This window comes from Bradyrhizobium sp. MV1.5 (assembly GCF_055807615.1).
In genome coordinates, this window is sequence record NZ_JBVVPL010000013.1 from 3,593 (window position 1) to 20,341 (window position 16,749).

General features: G+C 62.7%; 13 protein-coding genes. 7 read left to right on the forward strand and 6 right to left on the reverse strand.

What is annotated here, in order from left to right; all coding sequences use genetic code 11:
* The first annotated feature begins 122 nt into the window (after positions 1-122).
* A complete protein-coding gene (locus tag AC0L2J_RS14680) occupies positions 123-965 on the forward strand; it encodes an ABC transporter ATP-binding protein (RefSeq protein ID WP_007612531.1) in 843 nt (280 codons plus the stop codon).
* Here the strand turns inward: AC0L2J_RS14680 and AC0L2J_RS14685 are convergent.
* Positions 962-2,116, reverse strand: coding sequence for an AGE family epimerase/isomerase (locus AC0L2J_RS14685; RefSeq protein ID WP_473391050.1), 1,155 nt, complete (start codon positions 2,114-2,116; stop codon positions 962-964). The genes AC0L2J_RS14680 and AC0L2J_RS14685 overlap by 4 nt on opposite strands.
* An 86-nt stretch (positions 2,117-2,202) precedes the next feature.
* Between AC0L2J_RS14685 and AC0L2J_RS14690 the strand changes: the two genes are divergently transcribed.
* Positions 2,203-3,426, forward strand: coding sequence for a phenylacetate--CoA ligase family protein (locus AC0L2J_RS14690; RefSeq protein ID WP_473391052.1), 1,224 nt, complete (start codon positions 2,203-2,205; stop codon positions 3,424-3,426).
* A gap of 120 nt (positions 3,427-3,546) precedes the next feature.
* On the opposite strand, the gene AC0L2J_RS14695 is transcribed toward AC0L2J_RS14690, so the two are convergent.
* The 4 genes from AC0L2J_RS14695 to AC0L2J_RS14710 are packed head-to-tail and all read right to left on the reverse strand — an operon-like array spanning position 3,547 to position 8,001.
* Positions 3,547-4,779 carry a Gfo/Idh/MocA family protein gene (locus AC0L2J_RS14695; RefSeq protein ID WP_473391054.1) on the reverse strand — a complete coding sequence of 411 codons (1,233 nt, stop codon included), beginning with the start codon at positions 4,777-4,779 and terminating at the stop codon, positions 3,547-3,549.
* A gap of 48 nt (positions 4,780-4,827) precedes the next feature.
* On the reverse strand, positions 4,828-5,925 hold the full coding sequence (gene rfbG, locus AC0L2J_RS14700) for a CDP-glucose 4,6-dehydratase (RefSeq protein WP_473391057.1): 1,098 nt from the start codon (positions 5,923-5,925) through the stop codon (positions 4,828-4,830).
* Positions 5,907-6,680, reverse strand: a complete 774-nt coding sequence (gene rfbF, locus AC0L2J_RS14705) for a glucose-1-phosphate cytidylyltransferase (protein ID WP_473391060.1) — start codon at positions 6,678-6,680, stop codon at positions 5,907-5,909. The genes rfbG and rfbF overlap by 19 nt, the downstream gene beginning before the upstream one ends.
* A gap of 55 nt (positions 6,681-6,735) precedes the next feature.
* Complete coding sequence (locus tag AC0L2J_RS14710) at positions 6,736-8,001, reverse strand: class I SAM-dependent methyltransferase (RefSeq protein WP_473391063.1); 1,266 nt, start codon at positions 7,999-8,001, stop codon at positions 6,736-6,738.
* Positions 8,002-8,262: 261 nt separating this feature from the next.
* Between AC0L2J_RS14710 and AC0L2J_RS14715 the strand changes: the two genes are divergently transcribed.
* From AC0L2J_RS14715 to AC0L2J_RS14725, 3 genes are all read left to right on the forward strand, one after another.
* The gene (locus AC0L2J_RS14715; RefSeq protein WP_473391067.1) at positions 8,263-9,327 is read left to right on the forward strand and encodes a glycosyltransferase family 2 protein; all 1,065 of its coding nucleotides are present in this window, start codon (positions 8,263-8,265) and stop codon (positions 9,325-9,327) included.
* The gene (locus tag AC0L2J_RS14720; RefSeq protein ID WP_473391071.1) at positions 9,324-10,031 is read left to right on the forward strand and encodes a class I SAM-dependent methyltransferase; all 708 of its coding nucleotides are present in this window, start codon (positions 9,324-9,326) and stop codon (positions 10,029-10,031) included. Before AC0L2J_RS14715 ends, AC0L2J_RS14720 begins: the two co-directional genes overlap by 4 nt.
* A gap of 112 nt (positions 10,032-10,143) precedes the next feature.
* A complete protein-coding gene (locus AC0L2J_RS14725) occupies positions 10,144-12,987 on the forward strand; it encodes a hypothetical protein (RefSeq protein ID WP_473391075.1) in 2,844 nt (947 codons plus the stop codon).
* 12 nt (positions 12,988-12,999) lie between these two features.
* On the opposite strand, the gene AC0L2J_RS14730 is transcribed toward AC0L2J_RS14725, so the two are convergent.
* Positions 13,000-14,883: a hypothetical protein gene (locus AC0L2J_RS14730; RefSeq protein ID WP_473391078.1), complete on the reverse strand. Its 1,884-nt coding sequence runs from the start codon at positions 14,881-14,883 to the stop codon at positions 13,000-13,002.
* 52 nt (positions 14,884-14,935) lie between these two features.
* On the opposite strand from AC0L2J_RS14730, the gene AC0L2J_RS14735 reads away from it, so the two are divergent.
* The gene (locus AC0L2J_RS14735; protein ID WP_473391083.1) at positions 14,936-15,133 is read left to right on the forward strand and encodes a hypothetical protein; all 198 of its coding nucleotides are present in this window, start codon (positions 14,936-14,938) and stop codon (positions 15,131-15,133) included.
* A gap of 221 nt (positions 15,134-15,354) precedes the next feature.
* Positions 15,355-16,731 (forward strand): GHMP family kinase ATP-binding protein, encoded by a 1,377-nt coding sequence (locus AC0L2J_RS14740; protein WP_473391088.1) that lies wholly within the window; start codon positions 15,355-15,357, stop codon positions 16,729-16,731.
* Positions 16,732-16,749: the final 18 nt, after the last annotated feature.

Sequence of the window (16,749 nt, forward strand, 5' to 3'; positions counted from 1 at the left end):
ACCCCACCTTACTTAAAAAAATACACCAACCCCCCCCCCCCCCCCCCCCCCGCCCCCCCCCCGGGCCCCCCCCGCGCGGGGCCCCCCCCCCCCCCCCCCCCCACGACAGCGGAGTATGAGGCATGACCGAAATTCACGAAGCAGCAGCTCGCCCCTCCCCGACCGTCGTACCCGCGCCGCCTCTCCTTGGCGTGCGCAACATCGAGGTCGTCTATGACGACGTCATCCTGGTGCTGCGCGGCCTCAGCCTCGACGTGCCCAAAGGCGCGATCGTGGCACTGCTGGGCGCGAACGGCGCCGGCAAGTCGACGACGCTGAAAGCGATCTCGGGGCTGCTCAAGACCGAGGACGGCGAAGTCACGCGTGGCGAAATCGTGTTCGAAGGCGAGCGGATCAATGGCATCGACCCCGACAAAATCGTCCGCCGCGGCATCTTCCAGGTCATGGAGGGCCGACGCATCGTCGCCGACATGACCTCGCTGGAAAACCTCAAGCTCGGCGCCTTCACTCGCAGGGACCGCGAGGTCGGCGCCGATCTCGATATGGTCTTCAACTATTTCCCGCGCCTGAAGGAGCGCACCGGACTGGCCGGCTATCTCTCCGGCGGCGAGCAGCAGATGCTCGCGATCGGCCGCGCGCTGATGGCGCGCCCGAAGATGATCCTGATGGACGAACCCTCGATGGGTCTGTCGCCGCTGCTGGTCAAAGAGGTGTTCTCGATCATCCAGAAGATCAACCGTGACCTCGGCGTCACCATTCTCCTGGTCGAGCAGAACGCCCGCGCTGCGCTGTCGGTGGCAAGCCACGGCTACATCATGGAGCAGGGCAAGGTCGTGCTCGACGGCACCGCGGATGAATTGCGCGACAACGAGGACGTCAAGGAATTCTACCTCGGCGGCGCCGGCGACCAGCGCAAGAGCTTCAAGAACCTCAAGAGCTTCAAGCGGCGCAAGCGCTGGCTTTAGCCTTCCAATACCTGTTCCGCTTCCGTGACTGCGCAGAGAACATGATAGAACGACGACGCAGGAATGGTGTCGATCAGCGATTTGCCATCGCGCTCGAACTGGTCGTACCAGCCGCCCCGCACGGGATGGCTGAGATAATGGCGTTCGAGCCGCGCCAGCGCCATGCGCGCCTCGTCCGCCGCGCCCGCCTCGCCGGATTCGGCCTGAGCGATCCACGCCTTCGCAATCTCGGTCTGTGGCCACAGCCGGCGCGTAGTGCGGCGAATGTTGCCTGCATCGTCACCCTCGTCGATCAGGCAGCCGGTGGCCTCGTCGCGATAGCGCAGCGCGGTTTCCAGCAGCTCGGCGCGCCGCTGTCCGGTCGGGCAGCCCGTGATGCGTTCGAACCCCTTCAGCAACCAGACCCATTCCGCCTGGTGGCCGGGCTCGACGCTGACCGGCGCGATCTTCGACCAGTCCTCTTCGAAATATTCGCCGAGCGCGCGCGTCCGCTTGTCGTAGAGATTGGCGAGAAACAGCGCGAAGAACTCGCCGGCACGGTTCTGGAACGACAAATCGTGGGTTGCGTCGAAGCACGCGATCATCGCCTCGAACAGATGCATATGCGGGTTCTGCCGGCGCGGCAGCGAGACCGGAAGGCCTTCGTGGACGCCGCCGTGCGGCGAGCGCAGATGGCCATCGAGGAAGGCGAGCAGCGCATCAATCTCGGCGCGAATTTGTGCGTCCTGGTCGAGCGCATAGACGGCCGCGAGCGCAAACAGGATGAAGGCGTGGTCGTAGGCGTCGCGCCGGCCGTCCAGCACCGCGCCCTCCGGCGTCAGCCGGTGCACGTAGCCGGGCCGGCCGTCGGGCGTCTTTGCTTTGGCGAGCAGATGCTCGAGCCCCTTCAGCGCGATGGCGCGCCCGTCAGGGTACCAGCCCATCTGCGCAGCCTTGGCGTAGCACCAGATCTGGCGGGCCTGCACGAACACCCGGCGCGGCGCGGTCACGTCCGCCGTGCCGTCGCGGTGCAGCCGATCCATGAAACCACCCGCCCCATGGTCCCAGCCGACCGTCGACCACAGCGGCAGCGCCTCGTCGATCATGCGGCGCTTCAGGCGCGCGACGACGTCCGCCGCCTCGTCCGCCGCACTGATTCCCTCGTCCGCCATCGCGTCCCCTTCAAACCTCGTCCATGGCCGTCTGATACCCATGCCGGCGGCGGCGCGCAACGGATGCCAACCCGGAAAGACCAGCCATGACCGCCCATTACGACGCCCTCGAGACGCGCGAGCAAGCCGCGCGCGAGGTCGATCTGTTCGCCCGCCTGCCCGGCGTGCTGCGCTCTGCGATGACCGCGCCCGCCTATGCCGATCGGCTGAAAGGCGTCGATCCGGCTGCCGTGACCTCCAGGGCGGCACTGGCGGGCCTGCCGGTGCTGCGCAAGTCGGAACTGCCGGCCCTGCACAAGGCCTCCACGCCCTTCGGAGGGTTCGTCGCGGCGGCGCCCGGCTCGTTCGCCCGCCTCTTCACCTCTCCCGGGCCGATTTTCGAGCCGGAGGGGCGGCAGGCCGACCCCTGGCGCGGCGCACGGGCGCTGTTCGCGGCCGGGTTCCGGCCCGATGACATCGTGCTCAACACCTTCAGCTACCATCTCACCCCCGGCGGCTTCATCTTCGATGCCTCGGCCCGCGCGCTGGGTTGCGCCGTGATCCCGGCTGGTCCAGGGAATACCGAGCAGCAATTCGAACTGATCGAGGCCTACCGTCCCGTCGGCTACAGCGGCACGCCGGACTTCCTGAAGATCTTGCTCGATGCTGCCGCAAGCTCGGGCCGCGACGTCTCCTCGATCAAGCGCGCGCTGGTCTCGGGCGCCGCCTTCCCGCCCTCGCTCCAGGCCGAGATCAAGGCGCGCGGCATCGATGCCTACCAAGCCTTTGGCACTGCCGATCTCGGCCTCATCGCCTTCGAGACCAGCGCGCGCGACGGCATGGTCGTGAACGAGGATCTCATCATGGAGATCGTCAAGCCTGGGACCGGCGAGGCCGTGGCGCCCGGCGACGTCGGCGAGATCGTCGTGACCTCACTGGACCCGCACCATCCCTGGATCCGGCTCGCTCTCGGCGACCTCACCGCGGCAATGCCGGGCACCAGCCCCTGCGGGCGCACCAACATGCGCATCAAGGGCTGGATGGGCCGCGCCGACCAGACCACCAAGATCAAGGGCATGTTCGTCCGCCCCGAGCAGGTCGCCGAGATCGGCAAGCGCCATTCCGCGCTCGGAAGATTACGCCTCGTCGTCACGCGCCGAGGCGAGGCCGATGCAATGACGCTGAAAGCGGAGACCGCGGCCGCGAACGATGCGTTGCGCGAGGAGATTGCAGGCACTTTGCGCGCCGTGACGAAACTTGGAGGCGAGGTTGAACTGGTGAGGCCCGGTGCGCTACCGAACGACGGCAAGGTGATCGCGGACGAGCGATGACGATGCAATCAGGCGAAGGCCGCGTTGGTGCCCAAAGTCTATCCGCGACGTTTCGTGACGGGGTGTTCGCGCTTCAATCCAGAAACCGCAGCGGCCTTAGCCTAACGTGAGCCGTGCCGCTCAAGCCGACCGACCCAGCGTCAGATGCGCGAAGAAGTCCGATTGCCGTATCGTTGCGATCACGGCGCGCAGCCTGTCGTCGTGGACGTGAGCCGTCGAGTCAACCGCTTCGAGCGCATCGACGATAACGTCTGTAAGCTCCCGTCTCAGGTCGCTGGTACGCGGTTCCTGAATATCCAGGAGCGGGGCGACATTATCGATGATCCAGGCCAAGACGTCTGGATCCCCCATCGTGTCCCCGCGCGCGAGACGGGCTGACACTGCCTTCGCCTCCTCTGCAATCAAGCGGGGCCGCACCGCATCAGCCAGCTCGACGGCACCGATGCAACGGGACGCCAGCTGGGGCGATGACGCGAACTCCCGACCCGCGCGGACAAGGTCCAAAAAGCCAGCCAGCTCTGTCGCAAGCGGCCCGAGCTTGCCGCTGACTTCCAAGCCTGGCAACTCGACGCCGTCGATGAAGATCCCGCCGGGCTCGATGGTGAAATCAAGCTCGGCCCTACCGCCATCGCGAAATTCGAGGCGGATCAATCGCTTGCGCGCCACAGCCCTCCGTCCGAACCGAAGCACGGCAAGCGATTGCCTCAAGCCCAGCTCCACCTCGACCGCACCTTGCGGCAACGGCCTCACCTCGCGCAATTGCGGCTCGGCGCCGTCGTCGATCAGATGCAGCATCGACCAAAGATGAGGAATGATCTCGTCGACCTTATGCGTCGTGACGTTGGACAATTTGGCCATGCCGTGCCAGACCTCCTGCTCAGCATCCAGCCACTCCAATTCGATGGCAGCGACTTCACGCCCTGCGCACAAACCCAGGAAATGACGCAAGAACGGCGCACTGAGCAGATGCAGGCCGACAAGGAGCGGGATGTTGCGCTCAGCCGCCAGATCGACCAGGCGCTTTGCACTGTCGATGCTCAGCGCAAGCGGCTTCTCGACCAGGGTTGGCACGTCCCCGCGCAACAGGCTCTCGGCAGTCGCGGCGTGATCGGCGGCAGGTGTCGCGACGATGGCGGCGTCGGGACCCAGAGCCAGCGCAGCGTCAAGGCTCGCGAGCAGCGTGAACCGAGGAGGCGCTCCTGTGCGCTCAGCGAGAAACGCATTGAGGGCTTCGCTATTGTGGCGCGACACCCACAGCACACAACCGACACGGTCGGAAAGCTGTGCCAAGATGGAAGCGTGCGTACGCCCCCATCGTCCGCCACCGACCAAAGCCACCGTGAGCCCGCTCATCGAAACTTTCCTCACCTCCGCACGGAGTGAGCTGTCGGAAACGTCCGGTCAGGTCGCGCCGCAATAGTCTTGGATCTGACCGAGCGTGAAATCACGCATTGAGGAGGCCGACCGCTCCAAATCGGCCTTGTACCAATCGACTGTCATTTTCAACGCGTCGTCAAATCCGAGCCGGGGCCGCCAGCCAAGCAGTGTTCGCGCCTTCGAGGAATCCAGCTTCAGGAAGGTCGCCTCGTGCAAGTCGTCGCTGCCCACATGCTGCCATTGCGCGCCATTGCCCCAAATCGCGGCCAGCGTGTCGGCGAGGCGCGCCACCGGCTGTTCGCTTTCCGGCCCTGGGCCGAAGTTCCAGCCTTCAGCCATGGCGGCGCCTTGCCTGAACGAAGCCTCGGCCAGGAGCAGGTATCCGGCAAGCGGCTCAAGCACGTGCTGCCAGGGGCGAATGGCTCGCGGGCGCCGCACCTCCAGTGCACGTTGCGTCGCAAAGGCGCGGATCGCGTCCGGCACGATGCGATCCTTCGCCCAATCGCCACCGCCGATCACATTGCCCGCACGTCCCGAAGCCGCCGGCGGCTCCGCGAAGCTGCGATTATACGACGTCAGCAGCAGCTCGGCGCATCCCTTGCTCGTGCTATAGGGATCGTGGCCCCCCATCGCCTCATTCTCGCGATAACCCCACACCCACTCGCGATTTTCATAGCACTTGTCGCTGGTGACGATGACGAACGAACGGACGCCGTCACCCGTCCCCTCCGCCTTTGCCTTGAGATTGAACTGACGCACCGCCTCGAGCAGGTTCACCGTACCCATCACGTTGGTCGAGACAGTGCCGATCGGATCGACATAGGATTCGCGCAGGACGGATTGCGCGGCGAGGTGAAACACCACTTCAGGCCGGGTGGTCGCCAACGCATGCGACAGTGCCCCTATATCCCTGATGTCGCCGCGCGCGTCATCCACGACGGCCGCGACCTCTGCCCGGTCGAACAAGGACGGCGTCGTCGGTGGAGCTAGCGAGAAACCGAAAACTCGGGCATTCATGGCGGATAGCCACAGGCTGAGCCAGGCGCCCTTGAAACCGGTGTGTCCTGTCACCAGAACGCGCCGGCCACGCCAGAACTCCGGGTTTACGTCCACATACGCCACGGCGGGTTGTTCTCCTTCCAGAGCGCCTCGAGCAAATTGCGTTCTCGCAGAGTATCCATCGATCGCCAGAACCCTTCGTGGCGAAACACACGCAGTTCGCCGCTTTGGGCCAGTTGCTCGAGCGGCTGCCGCTCCCAGGTCGTGGAGTCACCGGCGATCAGCCGGGCGATGCGTGGATCGAGCACGAAGAACCCGCCATTGATCCATCCGCCGTCGCCGAGGGGTTTTTCGTTGAAACCCTTCACGACGCTGTCCTCGAGTTCGAGACTGCCGAACCTACCTGGCGGACGCACGCCGGTAACGGTCGCAAGCTTGCCGTGCGAACGATGAAACGAGATCAGCTTCGCGATGTCGATATCGGCGACGCCATCGCCATAGGTCAGGCAGAACGCATCGTCGTCTTGCACGAAGGGGAGCGCCCTTTTGATGCGGCCTCCCGTCTCGGTCTCGGCGCCGGTGTCGACCAGCGTCACGCGCCACGGCTCCGACCGGCTAGCGTGAAAGTCGATCTGGTTGTTCTTGAGATCGATCGTGACGTCGGACGTATGCAGCAGGTAGTGTGAGAAATATTCCTTGATCAGGTAGCCCTTGTACCCCAAGCATATCACGAAGTCGTTGATGCCGAACGACGAGTAGATCTTCATGATGTGCCAGAGGATCGGATGACCGCCGATCTCGACCATCGGTTTCGGTCGAACGGAGGTCTCCTCGCTGAGGCGACTGCCGAGGCCTCCCGCCAGAATCATCGCTTTCATGACACCATTCCTACCGAGGGCGGCCCGGCGCGCCGGCTTGACGTCCGGTCCACGCTCAATCCGGAAGTATGCGGACTTCGGGCAACGGCATGACCAGTTTCGACTTCAGTCCTCTTGCCCGCAATTGTTCGGCAATCGGCTGACCATAGTGCCAGGCGAGCAGTACTACGTAATCCGGCTGTTCGCGGATCAGGCGCTCGTTGTCGACGATCGGAATCTGCTTTCCGGGCAAATGCAGGCCGAGCTTGAGCGAGGTGGGTTGCTCGCAGATATACGGCATCAGCGTGCGATCGATGCCGACATAGTTCAGCAGCGTGCTGCAACGGCCAGGGCACGAATTGCCGACGAAGCTCAGGCCCTTCTTGTTGCAGTCGAGGGCGAGCTCGAGGAGGTCGCGCTTGACCTTTTCGGCGCGTGCACGGAAAGCCGCGTAGCATTCGGGGTTCGAGAGGCCGAAATCATCTTCGGCCTTCAGAAGTTGAGCGACTGCGGGCTTGACCGGACGCCCCCTGCCCTTGGCCACGTACACGCGGATATTGCCGCCGTAACGGCTGACGCGCTGCGCGTCGACACAGGTGAAATCGAAGAACTCGAACAGCTTGACGATCGACTTCAGCGAATAAGTGCGAAGGTGCTCGTGATAGATCGTATCGAACTGCCCGCCCTCGATGACATCGAGCAGATAATGGTTTTCGAGGATGAAGACGCCGTCGGGCGCAAGCAGGCGCTCCAGGCCGCGGATGAAGGCACCGAGCTGGGCCACATGCGCGAAGACGTTTGTGGCGGTGGCGACCTTGGCATGGCCGTGCGTCTCCACGACCTTGCGGGCAGTTTCCTCGTCGAAGAACGCCTGCAGCGTGTCGATGCCCTGTTCCTGCGCGATGCGTCCGATGTTGGTCGGCTCGATGCCGAGAACGCGCATGCCGCGCCGCTTGAATCCTGAGAGCAGCGTTCCGTCGTTGGACCCGATGTCGACAACGAGTTCGTCCGGCTTAAGCCCGAGGTCTGCCACCGCATCCTGCACGAACGCGTCCTGATAGACCGCGAGCTCCTTGGTGATGCCAGAGCGGTACGGATATTCGGGGTGGAATACGACTTCCGGCGGAACGACGTAGTCGATCTGCGACAGCGAGCAATCGCGACACCACACCTGACGAAGCGGGTAGCTCGTTTCGGGACCGTCGAGCTGCGCCTTCGACGGCAGCGAGTCGCACAGCGGTTGATGTCCAAGGTCGATGACGAGCTCGAGCCGCTCGGAGCCGCAGACCTGACAGCGCGTCAGCTTCCCGGTTGGGATGTCATGATATGAGGCGTGGGGCATTCGGAACCTTAATTGCAACAACGAGATACAGCCGATTCACGGGAGGCGATCCCCCCGAGCGGTGGCGCGACATGGAACGCGCCGGGCGAGCCTTACTGGAAAGCCCCCCATTAATCAAGCATATGCCCTTCGGAATACTACGTAATTTGCCCGCGAGAGGTCCGGGCGGCTTTGCGCGATGCGCCGCATCTGGTACTAGCATTTTTCAGCTGACAGCAACCCTCGACGAATACCGATTACACGGACAGGACAACAAACGAAATGCGCGGAAAGCCCGCCGACACGGAACGCAAGCTCATTTCCATTTTGATTCCTGTCTTCAATGAGGAAGGCAACATCCGCAGGGCCTATGACGCCGTTTGCCATGTCTTCCAACAAATGAATGATCGCTATACGTTCGAAATCATCTTCACGGACAACCACAGCACCGACAAGTCGAGTGCTATCATCTCCGAACTGGCGGCAGCCGATCCGCGCGTTCGCGCGGTACGATTTGCCCGAAACTTTGGCTTCCAGAGGTCCGTGCTCACGGCCTATCGTCTGGCCTCCGGAGACGCCGCGATCCAGATCGACTGCGACCTCCAGGATCCACCGACAGTGTTCCCTAGATTTCTGGAGCTGTGGGAGCAGGGTCACGACGTGGTCGTGGGTATCAGGCGCTTCCGGCAGGAAAGCAAGCTGCTACAGTGGGCGCGACGGGTCTACTACCGGCTGCTCAGGCGCCTATCCGACGATAATCTGATGCTCGACAGCGGCGATTTCAGGTTGATCGACCGCAGCGTGCTGGATCAGCTTCATCTGATCAACGACGTCGCGCCCTATACGCGCGGTCTGACGTCGCTGCTCGCGACCAAGCAGATCGGCGTGGCTTACGACCGACACGCGCGGCAAGCCGGCGTCAGCAAATTTCCGCTCGGAAAGCTGATATCCCTGGCAGTGGACGGGTTGATTACGCACTCGATTTTCCCGCTTCGCCTCGCCGCCTTCATTGGGCTGGGAATCTCGGTACTGACCTGCCTCGCGAGTTTTTTCTACATCTTCTCGCGGTTAATCTTCGGCATCAACTGGCCGGCGGGCTTCGCCACGACAACAGTGCTGCTGCTGTTCGGGATCAGTCTCAATGCCATCTTTCTTGGCATCATCGGCGAGTATGTGGGACGCATCTACAATCAGGTACGCTCCCGGCCGACGACGGTCATTGAATTCAGCGTCAATCTGCCGGATGCATCCCTGGAACGTCTTGCACTACAAGCGCCGGCGGCGGCGGGCGTCCGAAAAGCACCAGCCGAGATCTCCCGCCGAACCGGGACGGAGCAGCCATCATGACGGAATTCGACCAGTATCGTGACGGCTACAGCACGCAAATCGACAGCGCGATCGCCTTCAGCGGCCAGCCGCAGGATTTCTTCACCCGCGCGAAGGCGCGCTACCTGCTGAATGCGTTCTCCAAGTTCCGCTCGCAGAGCGATATTTCGTTGCGACCGCTCGACGTCCTGGATATCGGCTGTGGGCAGGGTTTGATTCATCCGCACCTGAGGCCTGCGCAATCCGGCATCAAGCTGACCGGAATCGACGTCGCCGGTACGGTCATCGAAGAAGCAAAAGCCACCAATCCGGACGTCCACTACGATGTCTATGAAGGCACGCGGCTTCCCTACCAGGATCGTAGCTTCGACATCGCCTACGCGATAGCCGTCATGCATCACGTTCCGCCCGACGATTGGGAGTCCTTTCTCGTCGAAGCCGCTCGCGTGGTCCGGCCGGGAGGCCTCGTCGTCATCATCGAGCACAATCCGCTCAATCCGCTGACGCAGAAGATCGTCAGGAGCTGCCCGTTCGACCAGAACGCCGTGTTGCTCCGCCCTGGTCGGCTCGCCAAGTTGTTTCGCGCCGCCGGCATGGTCGATCTGGAACGGCAGTTCATCATATTCACCCCGTTCGACACACCCTTTTTCCACAAGGTGGATGCCAGCTTCGGCTGGCTGCCGCTCGGCGCGCAATATTGCATGGCCGCTCATGTGCCCTCGTGACGTACATCAGCCGAGCACAGCGCGGCAGTAGCCCGCGTCGCCCAGAGTCGGGGCAAGGTGCGCGGTCCATCACCGTCTCGCCTCGCCCGTCTGAGGCTTTCGGGACGATGTCATGACATCAGCCACGCATGAGCATCGCCACGAGGTGGTGCGGCAACGATCGGGCGCCTGGCTCGACGACGTGGCCCCGCTGCTGTCGAGCGCAGCTCTGACGCTGCTTGTTCTTCTGTTCGAAATCGCGCTTGCCAAGCAGTTAGGCGCTGAATCCCGACTGCGAACCATGCTGGTCTTCATTTCGGGCATTTCGATCCTGCCGGTATGTACCGTGACGTTGCAGCACGGGCTCGATCGTCGTTCGCCCGAGGCAGGTCGTCTGCTGGAGGCCGCAAATGTCTGGTGCGCTGTCTCCGCGCTGGTGAGCCTCGCTCTCGTCGCCATCACAGCCTGGGCCAGCAAGGGGGGCGTGGAATTCTGGCGCAGAGCCGCGCTGCACGTAGCCGAGGCCTCGGGTGTCGGGTATATCGTGCTCATCGCGTGGCTGCGCTCCGCGTGCCGAAAGGAAGGCTTCCTTGATCGGGCTAGCGCCGTCCTTACGCGATGGAGTTCAAGATCGACGCAAACGGTTGCGCTCACGTTCGCTTTTGCAGCCGCTCTGATCGCTCTGTTCAAGATCGAGCCGGGAAATCGCCATTTCAATCCGGTCTTCAGCTTCTTCTTTCCGAGCCTGCCCGGAGGATTTCCGGATCGGTCGAGCCTGCTGCTCGCGACATTGGGCGCAGGCCTCCTCGTGGCGGTCGGCGCAGGCCTTCTGATCTTCGAACGGCGGCTTATTGCCAGCCGTCCTGCCCGACTTCCTTCCGCTCAGCGGGCCGCACTGGCCATCGCCCTCCTTGCCAGCTCCGTCCTGAGTTTCGACTTCTCGCTCGCCAGCGATCCGTTTCACTACATGACTGTTGTTGGTCCTGCCTTGCATCTCATGCATGGCGGCACGCTGATGGTCGACACCTTCTCTCAGTACGGACCGGGTCCCGTCCTCGTTGCATACCTCGCGTTCCAGCTTGGGCCACCGTCCTTCGCCGCCGCCAACATCGCCATCCAGGTCTGCAACCTGATATTCTACGCCCTCTTCATCTTCGCGCTGTGGCAATCCAGTCGAACTCGGATGAGCGCGGTCTGGTTTGGCCTGGTGTTCATCCTGTTTTGGCTGTCCGGGTGGGGCAGCGGCCAAGGCAACGTGAATACTGCGCCTTCGGTGCTGGGAGCCCGTTATCTTCCTATCCTGCTTATGGCCGTCGGACTCGGCGCGCGAGGCGGTGCCAGGCATTCGCCGCTGGTGTTCCTGGCCGGATTTCTTTCCGGCGTGTGGAGCATCGAGGCCTTCATCGGAGCGCTTGCCCTTTATGCCGGCTCGCTCACCCTGCGCAATTTCCGCGACCGCACCTACGCCAAGCTAGCGAAAGACCTTGCCATCGCGGCGCTGCCTATGATTTCGGGGCCTGCTGCGCTCTCGATCGGCACTCTGCTGGCGGCGGGCAAGTGGCCGGCCTTCAATATCTATCTCAGCTTTCTGTCGAGCTATAATCCGGTTGCGCAATTCTGGTCCGTGCCCTTCGATGCGATTTTCTGGGGCTGGATGCCTATCCTGGCCGCGGTCGCGATCGCGGTCGCCGGCTGTTGGCTGCTGGTGATCGACAACAAGCGCGGCTCGTTGCAGGCCACGAGCGATGCCTGGTTGAGCCACGCGCTACCTGCGGCGATACTCACGGCCATTACGGGCTCCTATTTCGCCGGCCGGTCGGTCGATTTCACCGTCGTCATCGCACTTTTGCCGTTCGCCCTCCTGTTCGTGCCCACTGCGCTCTGGCTGGCAGGCCGCGCGCTTGGTGGGGATCGTGTGGCAACCTGGTTGGCGGCCCTCGCCGCTGCGACAGTGTTCTGGGCCTCGATCTTCTCCTGCCTCTATGTGTTTCGTGTCGATTCGCCCTATTCGCTGCTGGTTCACGAGTGCCGCGACATGGGCCGCTGCACGCCCTCCGCACTTGGGCGCCGTATAGCGGACGCAACGCGCCAGGAACTGACACTACCGCCCGGCACCAATGTCTGGGCGCTCACCGACTATGACCGCAGGATGGTCACCGAAGCGCGCAACCTTATCGAACGCTTTTCGGGTGCCGGGGCAAAGATCACCGTACTATTGGGTGCAAGTTCCGGCGGACATCAGATGCTCAGCGACATCGCGCTCATGTATGCGCGGAAGTGGCATACGTGGCCACGGTCTTTCACCTTCTCCGACGAATTGGTCCCCGCGCTGGCTGAGCGGATCCTCGCCGCACCCGTGAGAGCCGCGACAGGCGATCTCGTGCTGCTGCGGCGCGACCCTTCCGGCCTCGGCGCAATCGAAAGCGGAATCCTCAGTCGTTTGCGGGCAGACGGCCGCCTCTGCTACGTCGGGCTTGGCGGCACAGAGGTGAGTGGCTATCGCTTTTGGCGACACGGCGAGCCTCCGCCCGGTGAAGCTTGCGCGGATCGTCCCGACGACGGCTCGCATCCCGGTATGGCGGAGCATGGCGAGATGGCGGCGCTCGCCGAACTGATCGGGCGGATGCGTGATGCGAAGGGGCCGGTTTCCGACGGGCCTCTCGACGCACCTGCCCTGGAGCGCGGAGGAATCCATGTTCCAGATTCCATGCGGCGCAAGCAGTATGTCTTCTCGTTCTGGGGGCCGGTTTCGATAGCGAAAGCCGCTGACCAGTTCGTTATCGACCTGAACAACATTCCCTCCTCGACGTGCAATTGGTTGCTGGTTGAGGCAAGCCACGTCGCAGGTGTCGCGCGTGTTGCGAGTTCCGGCGCTGTGTCCGACGAGCAGGCGTCGCCGATCCCGGCATCCCGCGCGGCGGGGCTTTGCGCAAGGAACACCGGAATGGTCAGAATTATCGTAAAAGGCGGACGCTAACGTCCGCGGAGCTTACTGTTTCGAGACGGGGCAGTTCATTCTCCGACCCTCGCGCGGAGCCGACAGGACCAGAACCGTATTCAGCCCGAATCTCGAGGCCCTCGCGCAAAGCTGCGCGTCGCCAGCGACTTCCGAAATCGCATCGTTTTGGTAGAAGCTGGTCGTGTAATAGATATCCCTTGCACACTTGAATTCTGGAGGGCTGAGCCCCTTCAACATCGGCAGGCCGAGGATTGCCGGAACGAAGAACGGGTCCCCTCGACAGTCGATATTGTTCGTCCAAAACGACCGATCATCCGGCGCGACGAACACGGCGGTACGGTGCGTCTGCCCTGCACTCAATGAAAGCAACGTCTGTATCGACTGCGCTCCCGGCGTATGCCTCACGTCATCGCCGATCTCTCGGCGAACGCTACCGGCGGGCGAAAACAGCGCCGCCATCGCACGCAGGGCCGGCAACGGCGCCGCATCGCCCCTTCCGGCGAGCACATGGGCCCGAGCGCGCAACTCCTGAAACTGTTTCGCGAACTCGACAGGACTGCGTCTCTTCTCATTCGTGGCGAGAGCCACCAAGATGATCACGACCAGCACCATGCCGGGAGTCAACACCCGAAGCTGCAGCCTTTCGAGCATTGGAGCGCCATAGGCCGTCAAGAAGGCGATACAGACAAAGGTCCCGACATTCGCGAAATAGAACGCCGAGCCGCCCGCAATGTCGAGCAGGAGAGCTGGAACGAGGCTTCCCATCGCAAAGAGTGCAAACGCTTCCGCCAGCCGTTTCTCGCCCAGCGACCCGGCGAGCCAAAGGCGCGCGGCACCATAAAGCAGTACCAGATTGGCCGCGATGTTTGGAAGCGCTGCGCGCGGATACTCACGCACAAAACTGAGCGGACTCAGCGCAAGGACATAAGTGCCGGCGTCGGGGGAACTGATGACGCTAGCAAGCCCGACCAGTGGCGCAATGGGTGCCGCAACTTTGATGAAATTCAGAAGAGTCAATCCTAATCGTCGCCACAGCAAGAATCCCACGACTCCCCAAAAGATCACGCCGACTGAAATCTTTGCGAAGAGAACCACCGTTCCCGCGATCGCCAAGGCTATCAGGGGAGGCCCGAGCGATGACCTCTCATCGGCAAGCTCTGCAAGCAGCGGCATCGCAAGCAAGAGCAAAAGGAGAGAGACCAAATAACTTTCAGAAACAAGATACGAAGTCGCCCCCCAGAGATCGGCAACCATCAAGAGCAGGAGCGGGACCAACGTGACGAGCGCGCTGTCAGTCAATCCCCCTGCCCGACGCCGCAGCAGCAAGCCTGCCATGATCAAGGCGAAGAACAACAACGGGATGGCTATGATTTGCGCTGCGAGATAGTAGGCCTCAAGCGTCGTGACGCCAAGCCACAGGCCGACACATGCCATCCATATGTGGGACAGCACGTGGTACTTGATCGGCACGAAACCGTCCAATCCCGTGCTCAAATGCCCGCCGTTGACGAGCATATTGGCAATCGACGCATGAAAAAGCGTGTCGAGGTGCTGCAGGCCCGTCAATGCCTGTTCCGGCGTGAATACAGTGGCGTACCCCTTTGAGTTCACTACGAAGAAATAACCGATCCCCGCACCGCAACCGCAAACAACGGCTAGTATCGACGTGGGTCGTGCCATGTCGCGCACCAGCACGATGGTGCGCTGCAGGCCCAGGAACACCGTTCCAAGCAAAATCGGATAGACGATGATGTCGGCAAAGACGGGACCGAACCAGGCGAGGCACGGCAGAAAAATGATCGCAATAACCGAGAGAACCACCTTGGCATGGCTCGTGCGGAGCTGATGCCGGCGTTTCGTGGTCAGGATCATCAGGCAGGAGACTGCCGCCGCCAACAGCAGAAACGCCTTCACAAACACAAACCCGTGGGGACTTCCCAATGGCCAACGCACGATTGCGCATGCCATGGCCGATGTCGCTGACATCACGCATGTGAAGATCGCCGCGAAGCAAATGGCAACTGCTTCAGACGAGGCCTGGCTCGGCCCGGAAGCCCGATCCAGCACTTCCTGTGGGACCGCGGGAGAAAACATGCAGGCTCGACCCTTCAACATGCCGATTTGGGAGGCGCTTAATCGTGGAACGACACGGGACGCCGAATAGCCAATTCCGGGCACTGCGACCAGTGCCCGTTCCGAAAAACACCTGGAAGGTCGGGCTTGTACCACTCAGATCGACACCCTCTGCGGCAATCATGAGTTGCGCCTGAGGGGCAACTTGCGTCGTCTGCCCACCTTGGCGTATCAAGGCCGTGGTTCAGACCTTTTCTAACGGCTCGGCCGGGATAAGGACCGGAATTACCTAACCTTTTTGGATCCGCGACCTTGATAGACACGAGCCTCGTGATCATCGCCGAGACCGAGACGATTCAAGAAGCGTTTCGGCGCCTCAACGCCAACATGCTCGGCATCCTGTTTGCTCAGGATGCCGGCGGGCGGATCGTGGGCGCGGTGACCGACGGCGACATCCGCAGGCGCATGCTGACCGGCGTCACGATCCACGACCGGGTAGCAACCTGCGTCAATCGCAACTTCGCCTGGGCGCATGCCGGCGGGCCGCGCGAACAGATTCTCAAGCTGCTCGACCAGCGCGTGCACGTGGTGCCGATCCTCGATGGCGAGGGAAGGCTGGTCGACGTGTTCAGCCGCGAGCTGTTCAACCTGTCGGAAGAGAGCGAAGTGTTCGCGCGCGCGCGCTCGCCGGTGCGGATCAGCTTCTCCGGCGGCGGCACCGACCTGACGCATTATTTCGTGGCAAATGACGGCGGCGCCGTCATCAACGCCACGATCAAGATGTACGCTCATGCGACGCTGCGACGACGGAGCGATCCTAGCATCCGGATCTATTCGCATGATTTCCGCTGTACGATCGAGGTCGACGATCTCGCGGAACTCGGCTCGGGCGGTGAGCTCGCACTGATCAAGTCGGTCGTCCGCCTGATCAAGCCGACTTACGGCTTCGAACTCGAAGTGTCCGCCGACTTTCCGGTCGGCTCCGGCCTCGGCGGCTCGGCGGTGGTCTCGTCCGCCATCATCGGCTGCTTCAACGAATTTCGCGGCGACCAGTGGGACCGTCACGAGGTCGCCGAGATGGCGTTCCAGGCCGAGCGGCTGATGCTCAACATTCCCGGCGGCTGGCAGGATCAGTACGCCACCGTGTTCGGCGGCTTCAATCACATGGAGTTCTTCTCCGACCAGAACACCATCGTGCCGCTTCGTCTCGATCCCAACATCATCGCCGAACTCGAGGAGAGCCTCGTGCTCTGCTACACCGGCTCGGGCCGCGATTCCGGCGCCATCCACCGCGACCAGAAGGCGCAGCACGAGACCAGCGACGCCGTCGCTGCGGCCGCCAAGCAGAAGGAAGTGACGCGCGACATCCGGCGGCATCTGCTGCGCGGCCAGCTGCTGGAATGCGGTCGGCTGATCGACGACGCCTGGCACGCCAAGCGGAAACTGAGCTCGAAGATCTCGTCGGACGCGATCGACGCGATCTATGATTTCGCCAAACAGCACGGCGCGGTCGGCGGCAAGCTACTGGGCGCCGGCGGCGGCGGTTACTTCATGTTCTTCGTGCGTCCGTTCGAGCGCTACCAGCTCATTGCCGCACTGGAACAGCAGGGGCACAGCTGTTCGCGCATCATGTTCGAAGAAAACGGGCTGCGGACGTGGAAATCGCGCTTTCCCGCGCGATTCGCCTGACGATATGAGACGAGAATG

Bases quoted from the DNA above. Each gene is read 5' to 3' on its own strand.
- AC0L2J_RS14680 (WP_007612531.1), top strand. From the start codon at position 123: ATGACCGAAATTCACGAAGCAGCAGCTCGCCCCTCCCCGACCGTCGTA.
- AC0L2J_RS14685 (WP_473391050.1), bottom strand. From the start codon at position 2,116: ATGGCGGACGAGGGAATCAGTGCGGCGGACGAGGCGGCGGACGTCGTC.
- AC0L2J_RS14690 (WP_473391052.1), top strand. From the start codon at position 2,203: ATGACCGCCCATTACGACGCCCTCGAGACGCGCGAGCAAGCCGCGCGC.
- AC0L2J_RS14695 (WP_473391054.1), bottom strand. From the start codon at position 4,779: ATGAGCGGGCTCACGGTGGCTTTGGTCGGTGGCGGACGATGGGGGCGT.
- rfbF (WP_473391060.1), bottom strand. From the start codon at position 6,680: ATGAAAGCGATGATTCTGGCGGGAGGCCTCGGCAGTCGCCTCAGCGAG.
- AC0L2J_RS14710 (WP_473391063.1), bottom strand. From the start codon at position 8,001: ATGCCCCACGCCTCATATCATGACATCCCAACCGGGAAGCTGACGCGC.
- AC0L2J_RS14715 (WP_473391067.1), top strand. From the start codon at position 8,263: ATGCGCGGAAAGCCCGCCGACACGGAACGCAAGCTCATTTCCATTTTG.
- AC0L2J_RS14720 (WP_473391071.1), top strand. From the start codon at position 9,324: ATGACGGAATTCGACCAGTATCGTGACGGCTACAGCACGCAAATCGAC.
- AC0L2J_RS14725 (WP_473391075.1), top strand. From the start codon at position 10,144: ATGACATCAGCCACGCATGAGCATCGCCACGAGGTGGTGCGGCAACGA.
- AC0L2J_RS14735 (WP_473391083.1), top strand. From the start codon at position 14,936: ATGGCCGATGTCGCTGACATCACGCATGTGAAGATCGCCGCGAAGCAA.